The organism is Geodermatophilus pulveris, from assembly GCF_900188375.1.
Taxonomy (GTDB): Bacteria; Actinomycetota; Actinomycetes; order Mycobacteriales; family Geodermatophilaceae; genus Geodermatophilus; species Geodermatophilus pulveris.
In genome coordinates, this window is sequence record NZ_FZOO01000001.1 from 639,037 (window position 1) to 655,653 (window position 16,617).

Annotated in this window: 13 protein-coding genes; 5 read left to right on the forward strand and 8 right to left on the reverse strand. The window is 77.5% G+C overall.

The window, feature by feature from the left end; translation table 11 throughout:
* The first annotated feature begins 73 nt into the window (after positions 1-73).
* Together smc and CHB98_RS03145 are read left to right on the forward strand one after the other, a co-directional pair.
* Positions 74-3,640, forward strand: a complete 3,567-nt coding sequence (gene smc, locus CHB98_RS03140) for a chromosome segregation protein SMC (protein ID WP_089304105.1) — start codon at positions 74-76, stop codon at positions 3,638-3,640.
* A gap of 101 nt (positions 3,641-3,741) precedes the next feature.
* A complete protein-coding gene (locus tag CHB98_RS03145; RefSeq protein ID WP_089304106.1) occupies positions 3,742-6,075 on the forward strand; it encodes a glycoside hydrolase family 65 protein in 2,334 nt (777 codons plus the stop codon).
* A gap of 65 nt (positions 6,076-6,140) precedes the next feature.
* On the opposite strand, the gene CHB98_RS03150 is transcribed toward CHB98_RS03145, so the two are convergent.
* Entirely contained in the window at positions 6,141-6,956 is an 816-nt protein-coding gene (locus CHB98_RS03150; RefSeq protein WP_089304107.1) for an endonuclease/exonuclease/phosphatase family protein, read from the reverse strand.
* Positions 6,957-6,960: 4 nt separating this feature from the next.
* Positions 6,961-8,655, reverse strand: coding sequence for an alkaline phosphatase D family protein (locus tag CHB98_RS03155; protein ID WP_089304108.1), 1,695 nt, complete (start codon positions 8,653-8,655; stop codon positions 6,961-6,963).
* A gap of 74 nt (positions 8,656-8,729) precedes the next feature.
* On the opposite strand from CHB98_RS03155, the gene ftsY reads away from it, so the two are divergent.
* Positions 8,730-9,956 carry a signal recognition particle-docking protein FtsY gene (gene ftsY, locus CHB98_RS03160; RefSeq protein WP_089304109.1) on the forward strand — a complete coding sequence of 409 codons (1,227 nt, stop codon included), beginning with the start codon at positions 8,730-8,732 and terminating at the stop codon, positions 9,954-9,956.
* Between the two features lie 554 nt (positions 9,957-10,510).
* On the opposite strand, the gene CHB98_RS03165 is transcribed toward ftsY, so the two are convergent.
* The 6 genes from CHB98_RS03165 to CHB98_RS03185 all read right to left on the reverse strand — a co-directional run bounded on the left by CHB98_RS03165 (position 10,511) and on the right by CHB98_RS03185 (position 14,462).
* Positions 10,511-11,587, reverse strand: a complete 1,077-nt coding sequence (locus CHB98_RS03165) for a threonine aldolase family protein (RefSeq protein ID WP_089304110.1) — start codon at positions 11,585-11,587, stop codon at positions 10,511-10,513.
* A 4-nt stretch (positions 11,588-11,591) separates the two neighbouring features.
* A complete protein-coding gene (locus tag CHB98_RS03170) occupies positions 11,592-11,828 on the reverse strand; it encodes a hypothetical protein (RefSeq protein WP_089304111.1) in 237 nt (78 codons plus the stop codon).
* Between the two features lie 76 nt (positions 11,829-11,904).
* Positions 11,905-12,651 (reverse strand): energy-coupling factor ABC transporter ATP-binding protein, encoded by a 747-nt coding sequence (locus CHB98_RS03175; protein WP_089304112.1) that lies wholly within the window; start codon positions 12,649-12,651, stop codon positions 11,905-11,907.
* Entirely contained in the window at positions 12,648-13,430 is a 783-nt protein-coding gene (cbiQ, locus tag CHB98_RS03180; protein ID WP_089304113.1) for a cobalt ECF transporter T component CbiQ, read from the reverse strand. The genes CHB98_RS03175 and cbiQ overlap by 4 nt, the downstream gene beginning before the upstream one ends.
* Position 13,431: 1 nt before the next feature.
* Positions 13,432-13,764: a PDGLE domain-containing protein gene (locus CHB98_RS21335; protein WP_179224098.1), complete on the reverse strand. Its 333-nt coding sequence runs from the start codon at positions 13,762-13,764 to the stop codon at positions 13,432-13,434.
* Positions 13,761-14,462 (reverse strand): energy-coupling factor ABC transporter permease, encoded by a 702-nt coding sequence (locus tag CHB98_RS03185; protein ID WP_179224100.1) that lies wholly within the window; start codon positions 14,460-14,462, stop codon positions 13,761-13,763. Before CHB98_RS03185 ends, CHB98_RS21335 begins: the two co-directional genes overlap by 4 nt.
* A gap of 336 nt (positions 14,463-14,798) precedes the next feature.
* Here CHB98_RS03185 and CHB98_RS03190 point away from each other — a divergent pair, with 336 nt between their 5' ends.
* Entirely contained in the window at positions 14,799-16,172 is a 1,374-nt protein-coding gene (locus tag CHB98_RS03190) for an ammonium transporter (protein ID WP_089304114.1), read from the forward strand.
* On the forward strand, positions 16,169-16,507 hold the full coding sequence (locus tag CHB98_RS03195; RefSeq protein WP_089304115.1) for a P-II family nitrogen regulator: 339 nt from the start codon (positions 16,169-16,171) through the stop codon (positions 16,505-16,507). Before CHB98_RS03190 ends, CHB98_RS03195 begins: the two co-directional genes overlap by 4 nt.
* The last annotated feature ends 110 nt before the right edge of the window (positions 16,508-16,617 follow it).

Here is a 16,617-nt window from a genome sequence, read left to right on the forward strand (position 1 = left end):
TGCCCCCCGCCACTCGCAGGTTCGCAGCGGGACCCTGCAGAGGAGCCGACCGCTGGGCAGGTAACTCGCCGTCGTGCATCTCTCGAGCCTGACGCTGAAGGGCTTCAAGTCCTTCGCGTCCGCGACGACCCTGCGCCTCGAGCCGGGGATCACCGCCGTCGTCGGCCCCAACGGCTCCGGGAAGTCCAACGTCGTCGACGCCATCGCCTGGGTCCTCGGCGAGCAGGGCGCCAAGAGCCTGCGCGGCGGCAAGATGGAGGACGTCATCTTCGCCGGCACCGCCGGCCGCCCCGCCCTGGGCCGGGCCGAGGTGACGCTGACCATCGACAACGCCGACGGCGCGCTGCCGATCGAGTACACCGAGGTCTCGATCACCCGGCGCATGTACCGCTCCGGGGAGAGCGAGTACGAGATCAACGGCGACAAGGTCCGGCTGCTCGACGTCCAGGAGCTGCTCAGCGACGCCGGCATCGGCCGGGAGATGCACGTGGTCGTCGGCCAGGGCCAGCTCGACGCCGTCCTGTCCGGCCGCCCCGAGGACCGCCGCGCCTTCGTCGAGGAGGCCGCCGGCGTCCTCAAGCACCGCAAGCGCAAGGAGAAGGCCCTCCGCAAGCTCGAGGGGATGCAGGCCAACCTCGACCGCCTCGGGGACCTCACCGCGGAGCTGCGCCGCCAGCTCAAGCCGCTGGGCCGGCAGGCCGAGGTGGCCCGCCGCGCGGCCGGCGTGCAGGCCGACCTGCGCGACGCCCGGCTGCGGCTGCTGGCCGACGACCTCGTCCGGCTGCGCGACGCCCTCGACCAGGACGTCGCCGACGAGGCCGCGGCCCGCCGGCGGAGGGCCTCCGTCGAGGCCGAGCTGGCGCGGACGGCGTCCCGCGAGTCGGCGCTGGAGACCCGGCTGGCCGCCGACGCACCGCTGCTGGCCGCCGCCCAGGACACCTGGTACCGGCTGTCCGCCCTCACCGAGCGCTTCCGCGGCACCGCCCAGCTGGCCGCCGAGCGGCACCGGCACCTCTCCGCCGCCCCGCCCGCGGGCGCCGCCGGCCGCGACCCCGACCAGCTGGAGGCCGAGGCCGAGCGGGTGGCCGCCACCGAGGCGCAGCTCGCCACCGGCCTGGACGCCGAGCGCGGCCGGCTGGCGACGGCCGTGGCCTCCCGCACGGAGCTGGAGACCGCGCTCGCCGCCGCCGAGCGGGCCTGGGTCGCCGCGGCCCGCGCGCTGGCCGACCGCCGGGAGGGCCTGGCCCGGCTGTCCGGCCAGGTCGCCGCAGCCCGCTCCCGCGTCACGGCGGGGGAGGCGGAGATCGAGCGGCTCACCGCGGCCGCCGCCGAGGCCGCCGACCGCGCCGAGGTGGCCGCCGGCCGGCTGGCCGAGCACCGGGCGGCGCTGGCCGGCCGGGAGGACGAGGACGTCGCGCTGGTCACCGCCCACGCCGACGCGGTCGCCGCGCACGCCGAGGCGGCCCGCGCGGTCACCGAGCTCGCCGCCGCCGAGCGGGCCGCCGAGCGCGACCGTGCCTCCGCGCAGGCCCGCCGGGACACCCTCGCGCAGGGGCTGGCGCCGGCCGACGGCGTCGCCGCCGTGCTGGCCGCCGGCCTGCCCGGTGTCCTCGGCGCGGTCCCCGAGCGGGTCACGGTCGCGCCCGGCGCGGAGGTGCCGCTGGCCGCCGCGCTGGCCGGCCTGGCCGACGCCCTCGTCGTGGACTCCGTCGCCGGGGCCGCCGCCGCACTCGCCCACCTCAAGGACGTCGCCGGCGGCCGCGCCGGCCTGCTGGTCACCGGCGGCCCGCCCGCCCTGCCCCGCGACGGCTGGCCGCCGCTGCCCGAGGGCGTGCGCTGGGCGCGCGACCTCGTCGACGCCCCCGCGGAGCTGCAGCCCGCCCTGGACCGCGCCCTGGACCGCGTCGCCGTCGTCCCCGGCCTGGACGCCGCGGTCACCCTGGTCACCACCCACCCGCGGGTGCGGGCGGTGACCGCCGACGGCGACCTGGTCGGCGCCGACCGGGCGGTCGGCGGGCAGGCCGACGCTCCCTCGGGGCTGGAGGTCCGCGCCCGGGTGGACGACGCCGAGCGGGACCTGGCCGCCGCCTCCGCCCGTGCCGCCGAGCTCGCCGACCGGCTGGCCGCGGCGCGAGACGCCGCCCGCGAGCGCTCGGCCGACGTCGAGGCGACCCTCGCCGCACGCCAGGCGGCCGACCGCACCCGCTCGGCCGCCGCCGCGCAGCTCGCCGAGCGGGGCGCCGCCGCCCGGTCGGCCACCGCCGAGGCCGAGCGGTCGGCGGCCGCGCGGGTCCGTGCCGAGCAGGCCCTGGAGCAGGCGCGGACCGCGCTGGCCGGCCTGGAGCAGCGGCTCGCCGACGCGCAGGCGGCGCCGGTCGCCGACGAGCCCGACCCGGCCGAGCGGGACCGGCTGCGCCGGGAGACGGCCGCCGCCCGGCAGGCGGAGACCGAGGCGCGGCTGGCCGTGCGGACCGCCGAGGAGCGGGCCCGGGCGCTGACCGGGCGGGCGGAGTCGCTGCGCCGGCAGGCCGGCCAGGAGCGGGCCGCCCGCGAGCGGGCCGCCGCCGCGCGGGCCGCCCGCGAGCGCGGCGCGCGGGTGGCCGCCGGGGTGCGGGCCGGCGCCGAGGCGGCGCTGACCGCGCTGGCGTCGTCCCTGGCCCGGGCCGCCGCGGAGCGCGACGAGCTGGCCCGGCTGCGCACCGCGGCGGAGGCCGGGCTGCTGGAGGTGCGCGTCGCCGTCCGCGCGGCCACCGCCGAGCTGGAGCGGCTCACCGACGAGGTGCACCGCGACGAGGTGGCCCGCGCCGAGCAGCGCTACCGCATCGAGGCGCTGGAGGGCCGCGCCGCCGAGGAGTACGGCGTCGACCTGCCCACCCTGGTCGCCGAGTACGGCCCGGCCGCACCGGTGCCGCCCACCCCGGCGGAGGTCGCCGCCGCGCAGGCGGCGGGGGAGCCGGAGCCGGAGGCGGTGCCCTACGACCGGGCCGCCCAGGAGCGCCGCGCGGCCCGGGCCGAGCGCGACCTGGCCACGCTGGGCAAGGTGAACCCGCTGGCGCTGGAGGAGTTCGCCGCGCTGGAGGAGCGGCACGGGTTCCTGGCCACCCAGCTGGAGGACCTCAAGGCCACCCGCCGGGACCTGCTCACCGTCGTCCGCGAGGTCGACGGGCGCATCCACGACGTCTTCGCCTCCGCGTTCGCCGACGTGCAGCGGGAGTTCGAGCAGGTCTTCGCCGTCCTCTTCCCCGGCGGGCAGGGCCGGCTGCACCTCACCGACCCCTCGGACATGCTGACCACCGGCGTGGAGATCGAGGCCCGCCCGCCCGGCAAGCGGGTGCGGCGGCTGTCGCTGCTGTCCGGCGGCGAGCGGTCCCTGACCGCCGTCGCGCTGCTGGTGGCGATCTTCCGGGCCCGGCCCTCGCCGTTCTACGTGCTCGACGAGGTCGAGGCCGCCCTCGACGACGTCAACCTCGGCCGGCTGCTCACCCTGGTGGAGCAGTTGCGCGCGACCTCGCAGCTGATCGTCATCACCCACCAGAAGCGGACGATGGAGATCGCCGACGCGCTGTACGGGGTGAGCATGCGCGGCGACGGCATCACCGGCGTCATCAGCCAGCGCCTGCGCGAGGCCGAGCCCGCCTGACCGTCGCGGTCGCGCCCGGATCGCGCCGTCGCGCACCGACCGGTAGGACGGGGGACGGCGCGCCGCCCGGCGCCCCCTGCCCCGACGACGCGAGGACGCCCGTGGCCGCCCCCACCCTCGACACCGACCCGTGGACGGTCCGCGAGCCGCACGTGGACCCCGGGACGCTCGCCGTCGCCGAGTCGCTGTTCAGCCTCTCCAACGGGTACCTGGGCATGCGCGGGACGCTGGACGAGGTCGAGCCGTGCGCCACCCGCGGCACGTACCTGTCCGGGGTCTACGAGACCCACCCGCTGTCCTACCCCGAGGGCGGCTACGGCGACCCCGGCGAGGGGCAGGCCATGCTCACCGTCGCCGACGGCACGCCGCTGCGGCTGCTGGTCGACGGGGTCCCGCTCGACGTGCGCGAGGTCCGGCCGGAGCTGCACGAGCGCACGCTGGACCTGCGGGCCGGCACGCTGGACCGCCGGGTGCGCTGGACCGCGCTGTCGGGCACGACGGTGGAGGTCTCCTCGCGGCGGCTGGTGTCCCTCGCCGAGCGCTCCGTGTGCGCGGTGCGGTACGAGGTCCGCGCCCTGGACGGCCCCGCGCACGTCGTCCTGCGCTCCGAGCTGGTCTCCGGGGCGGTCACGCCCACCGGCGTGCGCAACGACGACCCGCGGGTCGCCGAGGTATTGGACTCCGCCTTCGAGCCGCTCGTGCACGTCCGCGCGGACCACGGGGGCGCGCTGGCGTCCCGGACCCGGCGGTCGGGGATCACCGTCTCCGCCGCCGTCGGGCACGAGGTCGACGGCGGGCAGGTGCACACCCACGTCGACCCCCACCACGTCGTCACCACCGTCACCGCCGACCTGGGCCCCGGCGAGGGCCTCGCGGTGGTCAAGACCGTCGGGTACAGCTGGTCCTACGACGCCGGGGCCGGCTCCGTCGTCGGGGAGGCGTCGGCGGCCCTGAGCTCCGGCGTCGACCGCGGGTGGGACGGCCTGCTCGCCGGCCAGCGCGCCGTCCTCGACGAGCTGTGGGCGACGGCGGACGTCGAGGTCGACGGCGACACCGAGCTCCAGCAGGCCCTGCGCTACGCCGTCTTCCAGCTGTTCTGCTCCGCCGCCTGCATCTCCGACGCCCCCGTCGGCGCCAAGGGCCTGACCGGTGTGGGCTACAGCGGGCACACCTTCTGGGACGTCGAGGGGTTCGTGCTGCCGGCGCTGACGCTGCTGCGCCCGGACGCGGCGGCCCGCCTGCTGCGCTGGCGCTCCGGCACCCTCGACCTCGCCCGCGAGCGGGCCGGCACGCTCGGGCTGGACGGCGCGGCCTTCGCGTGGCGCACCATCGGCGGGCGGGAGACCTCCGCCTACTGGCCGGCGAGCACCGCGGCGATGCACGTCAACGCCGACATCGCCCGCGCCTTCTGGCTGCACCAGAACGCCACCGGCACCGACCTCGTCGCCCTGGGGGGCGTGGGGGTGCTGGTGGAGACCGCGCGGCTGTGGACGTCCCTCGGCCACGAGGACGCGGCCGGGCGCTGGCACCTCTTCGGCATGACCGGGCCGGACGAGTACACGGGCGTCGTCGACGACAACGTCTTCACCAACCTCATGGCCCGGCGCAACCTGCGGTGGGCCGCCGACGCCTGCCGGCGGTGGCCCGAGCGCGCGGCGGAGCTCGGTGTGGAGGACGCGGAGACCTCCGCGTGGCGGGCCGCGGCCGACGCGGTGCACGTCCCGTGGGACGGCGACCTGCGGGTGCACCCGATGAACGCGAACTTCACCGCCTACCGGGAGTGGCGGTTCGAGGAGGAACGGGACCGCTACCCGGTCCAGGAGCACCAGCACTACGCCACGTTCTACCGGCGGCAGGTGCTCAAGCAGGCCGACCTGGTGCAGGCGCTGTGGTGGTGCCGCGACGACTTCACCGCCGAGGAGGTGGCGCGCGACCTGGACTACTACGAGGCGCGCACCGTCCGGGACTCCTCCCTGTCGGCCGCGATCCAGGCCGTCGTGTGCGCCCAGGCGCAGCACCCCGACCTGGCCCTGCGCTACCTGCGCGAGGCCGCCCTCGTCGACCTGCGGGACGTCACCGAGGGCACCGCCGAGGGGCTGCACATGGCCTCGGTGGCCGGGGCGTGGCTGGCGCTCGTCGCCGGCCTGGGCGGGCTGCGGGAGGACCACGAGGACCTGGAGATCGCGCCGCTGCTGCCGGCCGCCCTCACGCGCACCGCCTGGTCGGTCACCTGGCGCGGCCGGCTGCTGCGCGTGGAGACCACCCGCGCGGGCACCAGCGTCACGCTGGTGCGCGGGGACGGGCCGGTGACCGTCGTCGCCGACGGCGCCCGCCTGTCGGTCACGGCCGACGCCCCCGCGCACGTCCCGCTGCGTGCCCCCGACCCGCTGCTCGGCGAGCCGCGGCAGCCGGCCGGCCGCGAGCCGCGCACCTGACGGTCCGCGGGCACCCCGGATCGTGGCGTACGGATCGCGGCTGGCCCCGGTGGCGTAGCCGGCGCTCAGACGCCGGAGGCCACCAGCAGGTCCACGACGAGGGGCAGGTGGTCCGAGGCGCCCGCGGCGTCGAGCACGTGCGCGCGGGTCACGCCGACGCCGGGGGACACCCACACCTGGTCGATCCGCCGGTGCGGACGGCGGGCGGGGTGCGTCTCCCCGTGCTGGTGGTGCCAGAACCGCCAGCCGGCCCGGTCCTCGCGGTCGGGCGCCAGCTCCCAGGCGTCGGTGAACCGCCCGGCGAGTCCGGCCAGCTCCGGCGCGCGGGGGTCGGCGTTGAAGTCCCCGACGAGGACGCCGGTCTCCATCGACTCGGTGTGCAGCGCGGCGATCGCGGCGGTCTGCTCGGCGCGCTCGGCCGGGGAGCGGGTGGACAGGTGGGTGGTCGTCACCCACAGCGCGGCGCCGTCGAGCTCCACCATGGTCCGCAGCGCGCTGCGCGGCTCGCCGCCGCCGGGCAGCGGGTGGACGTCGCTGACCAGGATCGGCAGCCGGGACAGCAGCGCGTTGCCGTACTGGCGGCGGGCCCCGCCGTCGCGGCGCGGCTCGTCGATCGCCGGCCCCCACGCCAGCTGCATGTCCAGCGCCCGCGACAGCAGCAGCGCCTGGTCGACGTCCTCGCTGCGCTCGCCGAAGTGCCGGTCGACCTCCTGCAGGCAGATGACGTCGGCGTCGGCCGCGGCGAGCACGGTGGCCAGCCGCGGCAGGTCGTGCCGGCCGTCGTCCCCGACCCCGTGGTGGGTGTTGAAGGTGACCAGCCGGACGGGCACCGGCGGCTGGTCCGGGCCCGGGGCCGGCCGGGGGTGCAGGGCGTCGGTCACCCGCTCAGCCTGTCACCTCCGCCGCGACCGGGGCCGCGAGCGGCAGCTCGGCGACCAGGCGCAGCTGCTCCTCCCCGGCGCCGTCGAGCTCGCTGACGAACAGCCGGAAGGAGGCCCGGCGGTCGTGCAGGACCAGCTCGCCGAGCTGGTTGCCGAAGTAGGGGCCGGCGTGCTTGGTCCAGTCCAGCTCCGAGGGGGCCACCCGGGTCAGGCGGGACACCGCGGCGGTCAGCCGGCGGGCCCAGCGGCTCCAGCCGATCCGGAAACCCACGCGGATCGGGTGCGGCGCCTGGTTGTGCAGCGGCGACACGGTCAGCTGGTGCACCCGGGTGGCCAGGCCGTCCGGCGCCACCAGCTCGGCGGCGTAGGCGTGGTGGACGTCGCCGGAGAGCACCAGCGCCGTCGCCGGCGCCCGGCCGTGCTCCCCACGCCCCACCGCGAGCAGCAGCCGGCCCAGCCGCTCGAAGGAGTCGCCGAACGCCGCCCAGTGCTCCAGGTCGGCCGCCTGGCGCAGCCGCTCCGACGCCCAGCCGACCGGCCGGCCGAGGTGGCGGCGGACCAGCGTCTCGTTCCACCGCTCGACCTCGTGGATGGCGTGCGGCAGCAGCCACGGCAGGGAGGTGCCCAGCACCAGGTGCTCGACGCCCTCGTCGACGGCGCGGCGCACCGCCGCCTCCACCCAGGCGAACTCGTCGTCGTCGAGCATCGCGCGGGCGGACTCCTCCAGCACCCGGCCGGCCCGGCTGTCCACCATGACCATCCGCGCCTCGCCCCAGTGCCGGACGTAGCTCCAGCGCACCGAGCGCGGGTCGCGGTCGGCGGCCTCGGCCATCGCCTGCAGCACCGCCTCGGCGTCGCCGGGCCGCTCGCGGACCGCCCGCCAGGTCCGGTCCTCGGCGAGCTCCTGCGGGCTGAGGTTGCCCAGGTGCTGGTAGACCCAGTAGCTGACCAGGCCGCCGCAGATCCGCCGGGTCCACCAGTCCTGCCCGGTCACCTCCCGGCGCCAGGCGGCCGAGGTGTTCCAGTCGTCGATCATCTCGTGGTCGTCGAAGATCATCGACGAGGGGATCGTGGACAGCAGCCAGCGCACCTGCGGGTCGCTCCAGGACTCCGCGTAGAGCCGGGTGTAGTCCTCGAAGTCGTCGACCTGGGCGTCCGCCGGCGCCGGCCGGCCCCGGCGCAGCGACAGCCACCGGCGCGTCTCCGGCGTCAGCTCGTCGGCGTAGACCTGGTCACCGAGCAGCACCAGCGCGTCGGGCCACTCGTCCTCGGGCTGGGCGGCCAGCCGCGCGGCGTAGCAGTCCAGCGCGTCGGGCGGGATGCCGTCGGCGGCGTCGACGGTGCTGGGCGTGGCGTAGCGGCAGGAGCCGAACGCGATGCGGAAGGGCCCCGGTCGGCCCGGCGTCCGGATCCGGCTGGGCGGGAACGGCGAGGCGGCGTCCGGCCAGACCCGCTGCGGCTCCCCGCCGTCGGTGGACAGGTGCACCTCGTAGGGCGTGGTGCTGCCCGGCTCCAGGCCCTCGACCAGCACGAGGGCGAAGTGGTGGCCGCCCACGGTGAAGGTGCGCGCGCGCCGGCCGAGCACCTGCACCTCGCAGGGCCGGTCGGTCTCCACCCAGACGGTGGCCGAGACCGGGTCGACGTGCCGCAGGAGGGGACCGATCAGGAGGACCGGGTTCTCCCGGCCGGGCAGCGGCATGCCGCACAGCGTCCCACCGTCGCGGGTGGCGCAGTGCTCCTGGCTGCGAGGCCCCCGGCTGCGAGACTGGGGCCATGGAGTTCGTGCTGATCGCGATCGCGATCCTGCTCGTCGGCCTGGTCCTCGGGGTCAGCCTCCTCGTCGGCCGCGGCCGGCGGACCACCCGGCTGGACGACGACGCCGCCACCGGCACCACGCTGACCCGGCCGCGCCCGCCCGCCCCGGCGCCGGAGGCCCCGCCCCGCCCGTCGGGGTCCACGGCCAGCGGGCTGGGGACCACCGCCGAGCCGGACGCCGTGCAGCCCGAGGCGCCCCCGGCGGTCGTCCTGCCCCCGGCCGAGCCCGAGCCGGGGCTGGTCTTCGAGACCCCGCCGCCGTCGTCGGGCCGGCTGGTCCGGCTGCGCTCCCGGCTGGCCCGCTCCCAGTCCGACCTGGGCCGCGGCCTGCTCACCGTCCTGGCCCGCGAGCGGCTCACCGAGGACGACTGGGAGGAGCTCGAGGAGACCCTGCTCGCCGCCGACGTCGGCGTGGCCGCCACCCAGCAGATCGTCGCCCGGCTGCGCACCCAGTCGATGGTGCTGGCCACCGCGTCCGGTGCGGAGCTGCGCGCGCTGCTGGTCCGCGAGCTCACCGCGGTGCTGGGCCCGGACCTCGACCGCAGCCTGGCCGTGGAACGCCGCGACGGGCGGCCGGGGATCGTCCTCGTCGTCGGCGTCAACGGCGCGGGCAAGACCACGACCTGCGGCAAGATCGCCCGCGTCCTCGTCGGCGACGGCCGCAGCGTGGTCCTGGGCGCCGCGGACACCTTCCGCGCCGCGGCCGCCGACCAGCTGGAGACCTGGGGCGAGCGGGTCGGCGTGCTCACCGTGCGCGGCCGGGAGGGGGCCGACCCGGCCTCGGTCGCCTTCGAGGCCGCCCGCACGGGGGTGGAGGGCGAGGTGGACACCGTCGTCGTCGACACCGCCGGGCGGCTGCACACCAAGGGCGGCCTCATGGACGAGCTCGGCAAGATCAAGCGGGTCGTGGAGAAGGTGGCGCCGGTGACCGAGGTGCTGCTCGTGCTCGACGCCACGACCGGGCAGAACGGCGTCGTCCAGGCGCGGGTGTTCACCCAGGCGGTCACCGTGACCGGCGTCGTGCTCACCAAGCTCGACGGGACGGCCAAGGGCGGCATCGTCGTCTCCGTGCAGCGCGAGCTGGGCATCCCGGTCAAGCTGGTCGGGCTGGGGGAGGGCGCCGACGACCTGGCCCCCTTCGAGCCGGAGACCTTCGCCGAGGCACTGGTCGGCGGCGCGGACTGAAGGAGGACCCGCCTGCCCCCCCACCGCTCGCAGGCTCGCGGCGGGCCCCTGCAGTCGGGCCGTTCCGGTACGTCACCGGCTCGGCGCGGGCCCCTGGAGGGCAGCCACCGGTCAGCGGTCCGCGGCGGGCTGCCCGAGGTGTGGGACCGCCTCGCGGGCCCCGGCGCCGGGGCCGCCGGGCCCGGTGCTGCGGCTGCTGGCCGTCGACCTGTGGGGCGGGGTGTGGTGCAACGACACCCCGGCGGCCGCCCGCTGGTACCACCGCGACGGCACGGGTCCGGCCTCGCACCTCGCCTTCTCGCCGGGGCACGTGCACCCCTTCGCCCTCGCGGTGCTGGACGGCGGCCCGCGGCGGGCCCGGCTGCGGTGGGCCCTCGCCTGTACGGCTACCTGCTGGGGGCACCGCCGTGCTCACCGCGCCCCGCGACCGCCGCGCCCGGCGGGTGCTCGGCCTGGTCACCACGGCCGGCGGGGCGGTGCTCGACCGCGCCCTGGGCCCCTCGGCGGCCGCGCCGTGGTCCGCGCCGGTCCCCTTCACCAAGCTGCCGGCCGGCTCACCCGGCGCCCCCGCCGCCGCTGAGCGCCGCCACGGCGGCGCGCACGTCGCCGTCGGGCAGCGCCAGCGTCGCGTCGCCGACCGCGACCTCCAGCCGCGCGGTGCCCGGGTCCCCGGTCGCCACGGGCACCCCGGTCCACAGGCCCTGCTCGGCGGCCAGCGCGCGGGCGGCCGCGGCGGCCGCGTCCGGCGGGGTGCGCAGCAGCAGGTGCAGCATCGGCGTCTGCGGCGGGTCCGGGACGACGGTGACGCCCGGCAGGCCGCGCACCGCGTCGGCGACCTCGCGGGCCCGCCGCAGGTAGGCCGGCATCAGCGGCAGCCGGCGGCGCAGGCAGGTCAGCGCGGACGCCGCCCCCGGCCACATGCCGAACAGCGTGCCGCCCATCCGGCGCCGCCACTCCCGCACCTCGGCGACCACGTCGGCCGGCCCGGCCAGGCAGCACCCGGCCAGCGCGCCCAAGCCCTTGTAGAAGCTCACGTACACGGTGTCGAAGGCCGCGGCGAGCTCGGCGGGGGAGCGCTCGTAGCCGGCCGAGGCCTCCCACAGCCGGGCACCGTCGAGGTGGGCGGCCGCGTCCCGCTCCCGCGCCCAGGCCGCCTGCGCGACCACGTCCTCCCACGGCGGCAGCCGGCCGCCGAGGTCGCGCTGCGGCAGCTCGACGAGCAGCGCGGCCGGGCGCTCGGCGACGCCGTCGAGGTCGGCGCGCAGCAGCAGCCGGTGCCGGTCGCCGACGGGGCGGCCGACCAGGTCGTGCAGCCGCTCGGGGGCCTGCTCCTCGTGCCGGGCCAGGTGGCACTCGGGGTGGTACAGCACGGTGCGCCGCCCGCGCCGGTCGGCGTGCACCCGCAGCACCGCCTGCTGGGCCATCACCCCGCTGGGCAGGTACACGGCCGCGGGCAGCCCGAGCACCGCGGCCACCTCGGCCTCCAGCTCGGCGACCACGCCGCCCTCGCCGTAGCGGTCCAGCGCGGTGTCCGCCGGCACGGTGGCCAGCAGGTCGGCCGCCCGCCGGTCGCCGTGGCCGCCCAGCGACCGGTCGCAGGCGGCGCGCAGGACCGCCAGGTCGTCGTCCACCCGGTCAGTCCCGCCGGGCCGCGCACCCGGCGGCCCGCGGCTCCTGGGGGCGGGCGACCAGCGCGACGTCGTCGGCGTGCTGCGGGGCCGACCGGGCGAGCCGGGCGACGGTGCCGGGGGTGACCAGCGGGAAGAGGGCCGGCGCCTCGTCGACGACCCGGGCGGAGTCGGGCACCGGGAGGTCCGCGGACGCGCGGCGTCCCGCCTGCCGCCCGTCCCGGCCCTGCTCGTCCGCGGTCACGGTGCTGGTCCCCTCCCGGACGGGTGCCGTCCACGACGCACTACCCGGTTCCGGCGTGTGACACCTCCCGCAGCGCTCAGGGGACGGTGCGCGGGTCGAAGCCGTAGGGCAGCTCCAGCCGGTGGCGGGCGAGCAGGTCGGTGTCGGTGAGCAGCTCCCGGGTCGGCCCGTCGGCCACCACCACCCCGCCGTCGAGGACGACCGAGCGCGGGCACAGCTGCAGGGCGTAGGGCAGGTCGTGGGTGACCATCAGCAGCGTCACCGGCAGGGCCGCCAGCACCTCCGCGAGCTCCCGGCGCCCGGCCGGGTCCAGGTTGGACGACGGCTCGTCGAGCACCAGCACCTCCGGGTGCATGGACAGCACCGTGGCGACCGCGACCCGCCGCCGCTGGCCGAAGGACAGGTGGTGCGGTGGCCGGCCGGCGGCCCCGGTCATGCCGACCTGGGCCAGCGCGGCGTCCACCCGGGCCCGCACCTCGTCCTCGGGCAGGCCCAGGTTGCGCGGGCCGAAGGCGACGTCCTCGCCGACGGTCGGCATGAACAGCTGGTCGTCGGGGTCCTGGAAGACGATGCCGACCCGTCGCCGCACCTCGGGCAGGTGCGCCCGCTGCACCGGCAGCCCGGCCACCGTCACCGCGCCACGGCCGCCGGTGAGGATGCCGTTGAGGTGCAGCACCAGGGTGGTCTTCCCGGCGCCGTTGGGCCCGAGCAGCGCGACCCGCTCGCCGCGGTCGACCCGCAGGTCCACGCCGTACAGGGCCTGGTGCCCGTCGGGGTAGGCGAAGGCGAGGTCCTCGACGAGCAGGGAGGGGGGCGCGCTCACCCGAGCAGCAGGCCCGTCGCCAGGACGGCGGCCGCACCCAGGGGGAGGGCCAGCGCGGCGAGCCAGGCCCGGGCGGGCACCGCGGGGGCCGGCCCGCCCGGCAACCGGCCGGCGTAGCCGCGCGACAGCATCGCCAGGTGGACCCGCTCGCCGCGCTCGTAGGAGCGGACGAACAGCGAGCCGGCGGCCGGGCCCAGCACCCGCAGCGCGCCGAGGTGGCGGCCCCGGAACCCGCGGGACTCCCGGGCCACCCGCATCCGGGCGAGCTCGCCGGCGACGACGTCGGTGTACCGCATCATGAACATCAGGATCTGCACGAGCAGCGCGGGCAGCCGCAGCCGCTCCAGGCCCGCCAGCAGCGCCCGCGGCTCGGTGGTCGCGGCCAGGACGACCGCGGCCAGCACCGACAGCGTCGCCTTGGCCAGCAGCCCGCCGGCGGCCACCAGGCCGCTCTCGGACAGCGCGAGCCCGGCGACCTCGACCCGCGGTCCCTGCGCCACGAACGGCAGCAGCACCGCGAACAGCACGAACGGCACCTCGATCGCCAGCCCGCGGGCCAGCCGGGCCGGCCCGACACCGGCCACGGCGGCGGCCAGCAGGACCAGCGCCAGGTGCCCCCCGTGGGCCGCCCAGGCCCAGTCGGCGTGCACGGGGGTGGCCACGACGACCAGCGCGAAGCCGAGGACGGCGACCAGCTTCAGGTGCGGCGGCAGCCGGTGCACCGGGCTGGACCCGGCCAGGTAGGCCGCGCCCAGGACGCCGCCGTGCACCGCGGCCACGTCAGTCCGCCGGGGTCGCGGCGTCCCGGCCGCGGCGGCGCAGCGCCCAGGCCAGGCCGCCGGCGAGCAGCAGGGTCACCGCGACGCCGGCCACGCCGGCCAGGCCGCCGGACAGCCGGCTGTCCGCCCCGCCCACCTGGTAGTCCGCCAGCGGCGAGCCCGCGGCCGCGCTGTCCTCCGCGGTGTCCAGGAACCCGGCCTGCCCGGCGGCCCACTCCAGCCCGTCCGGGGAGGCGCTGGCGTACCAGCTGAGCACCCCGGCGACGAGCAGGGCGACCGCGAGACCGGCGAGCCACGGGGTGCGGCCGCGGCGGAGCGCCGTGCCGGCGCTCACCGGGCACCCGCCGGCACCGACGGCGGCCGGCCGGCCAGCAGGGTGGCCCGGCGCAGCGCCCGCGCGCCGTGCACCAGGTCCGGGCGGACGGCGAGGACGGCGCCGAGGACCACGACGGTGATCGCCGCCTCGCCCAGGCCGATCAGCGCGTGCACCCCGCCCATGGCCGCCGCGACCGTGCCCAGGGCGACGTCGGCGACCCCGCCGAGGGCGAACAGCCCGGTGAAGGCCAGCGCCGCCACCGGCACCGACAGGAAGGCGCCCACCCCGGCCGCGGCCAGCACGCCGCCGCGCGTCGTCGGCAGCACCGCGGCCAGCAGGCGGAAGGCCCCCCAGCCCACCCCGATCGCGACCAGCCCGAGCAGGGTCACGTTCGTGCCGATGGCGGTCAGCCCGCCGTCGGCGAACAGCAGCGCCTGCACGACGAGCACGACGGTCAGGCACAGCGCCGCCGTCCACGGCCCGACCAGCACCGCGGCGAGCACCCCGCCCATGAGGTGGCCGCTGGTGCCCGCGCCGACCGGGAAGTTCACCATCTGCACCGCGAAGACGAAGGCCGCGGACAGCCCGGCCAGCGGAGCGGTGCGCTCGTCGAGCTCGCGGCGGGCGCCGCGCAGGGCGAGGGCCACCCCGGCGGCGGCCACGGCGGCCGTGGCCGCGGACGTCGGGGCGTCGAGGAACCCGTCGGGGACGTGCACGCTGCCTCCTGCGGTGGGCTGCCCGGCCCGTGCGGCGGACGGCTGCGGCGACCTTATTGCACACCCCTCGCAGTTGCACATCTCTTGCAACAAGCTCCCCGACCACCCTCCCGGGGCCCACGCAACACGACTGGAACACGCCGGCCGGACACGCGGCGCGGAGTTCACCGCACGGAAACAGCGCCGTGCCGGTCGCCGAAACGTCCCGGCGGCACGGTGGTCGCACGTCGCCCCTCCGCGGAGGGGCGACGGTCCACCCGCCGCCCGGGCGCCGCCGCCCGGTCCCGCCCCGTGGCCGCGTCCGACGCGGCCGCACCGATCCGTCAGGAGGTTGCCGTGGACACCGGCGACACCGCCTGGGTGCTGGTCAGCGCCGCCCTGGTGCTGTTCATGACCCCCGGTCTGGCGCTCTTCTACGGCGGCATGGTCCGCGCGAAGAGCGTACTCAACATGATGATGATGAGCTTCGGCGCGCTCGCCCTGGTCAGCGTGCTGTGGGTGCTGTACGGCTACTCGATGGCCTTCGGCGACGACGTCGGCGGGGGCCTGCTCGGCGACCCGCTGGAGTTCTTCGGGCTCTCCGCGCTGATGGGCACCGCCGGGCTCGAGGGCTCCTTCGCCGCCGACGAGCTGGTCTTCACGGTGCCCTCGATGGCCTTCGTCGCCTTCCAGGCGATGTTCGCCATCCTCACCGTCGCGCTCATCTCCGGCGCCATCGCCGACCGGGCCCGGTTCGGCCCGTGGATGGTCTTCGCCGGGGTCTGGGCGACGCTGGTCTACTTCCCCGTCGCGCACTGGGTCTTCGCCTTCGACGGCGCGGAGTCCGAGACCGGCGGGTGGATCGCCAACGACCTGCTGGCCATCGACTTCGCCGGCGGCACCGCGGTGCACATCAACGCCGGGGCGGCCGGCCTGGCCCTGGCCCTGGTGCTGGGCAAGCGGCGCGGCTTCGGCCGCGACCCGATGAGGCCGCACAACCTGCCGCTGGTCATGATCGGCGCCGGCATCCTGTGGTTCGGCTGGTTCGGCTTCAACGCCGGCTCCGCCCTGGCCGCCAACGGGCAGGCCGCCGAGGTCTTCGTCACCACCCTGGTGGCCACCGGCGCGGCCACCCTGGGCTGGCTGGCGACCGAGAAGGTGCGCGACGGGCACGCCACCTCGCTGGGCGCGGCCTCCGGCGTCGTCGCCGGGCTGGTCGCGATCACCCCGGCCGCCTCCGCGGTCACGCCGGTCGGCGCGATCGCCGTCGGCCTGGTCGCCGGCGTGCTCTGCGCGCTCGCCGTGGGCCTGAAGTACCGGCTGGGCTACGACGACTCCCTCGACGTCGTCGGCGTGCACCTCGTCGGCGGGCTCTGGGGCACGCTGGCCGTGGGCCTGCTCGCCTCCCCGACGGCCACGGCCGGCGTGGAGAGCCTGTTCTACGGTGGCAGCCTCGACCAGCTGTGGCGGCAGGCCGTCGGCGCCGGCGCGGTGCTGGTCTACTCCTTCGTCCTCACGCTGCTCATCGGCTCCGCCATCGCCGGGACCATGCGCTTCCGGGTCACCGAGGAGGACGAGGTCACCGGCATCGACTCGGTCGTGCACGCCGAGACCGGCTACGACCTCGACTCCCTCGGCGGCGGTGGTGGCCGCGGTGCCGCGACACTGGGGGCCCAGACCTCCGCCGAGGCCCGGGGGGTCACCGTTCCGACCGAGAGGAGCCGGGCGTGAAGCTCGTCACCGCGATCGTCAAGCCGTTCAAGCTCGACGACGTCAAGAACGCCCTGGAGCTGATCGGCATCGCCGGGCTCACCGTGAGCGAGGTCCAGGGCTTCGGCCGCCAGCGGGGTCACACCGAGGTCTACCGCGGGGCGGAGTACCAGGTGGACTTCGTGCCGAAGGTCCGCATCGAGGTCGTCGTCGGGGAGGTGGAGGCCGCCCGCGTGGTCGACGCGATCGTCGAGGCCGCGTCCACCGGCCAGATCGGCGACGGGAAGGTGTGGGTGACCACGATCGACGAGATCGTGCGCGTCCGCACCGGCGAGCGCGGCGCCGACGCCCTCTGAAGAAGGACCCCGTCCTCCTCACGCCTCGCAGGCTCGGCGCGAGCCTCGGGACGGGGCCGTCGGTCGGGGTGGCGGGCAGGCCCGCCACCCCGGCCGACGCCGTTCGAGGG

Excerpts from the sequence above, each read along its gene's own strand:
- ftsY (WP_089304109.1), top strand. The coding sequence starts at position 8,730 with ATGGAGTTCGTGCTGATCGCGATCGCGATCCTGCTCGTCGGCCTGGTC.
- CHB98_RS03155 (WP_089304108.1), bottom strand. The coding sequence starts at position 8,655 with ATGCCGCTGCCCGGCCGGGAGAACCCGGTCCTCCTGATCGGTCCCCTC.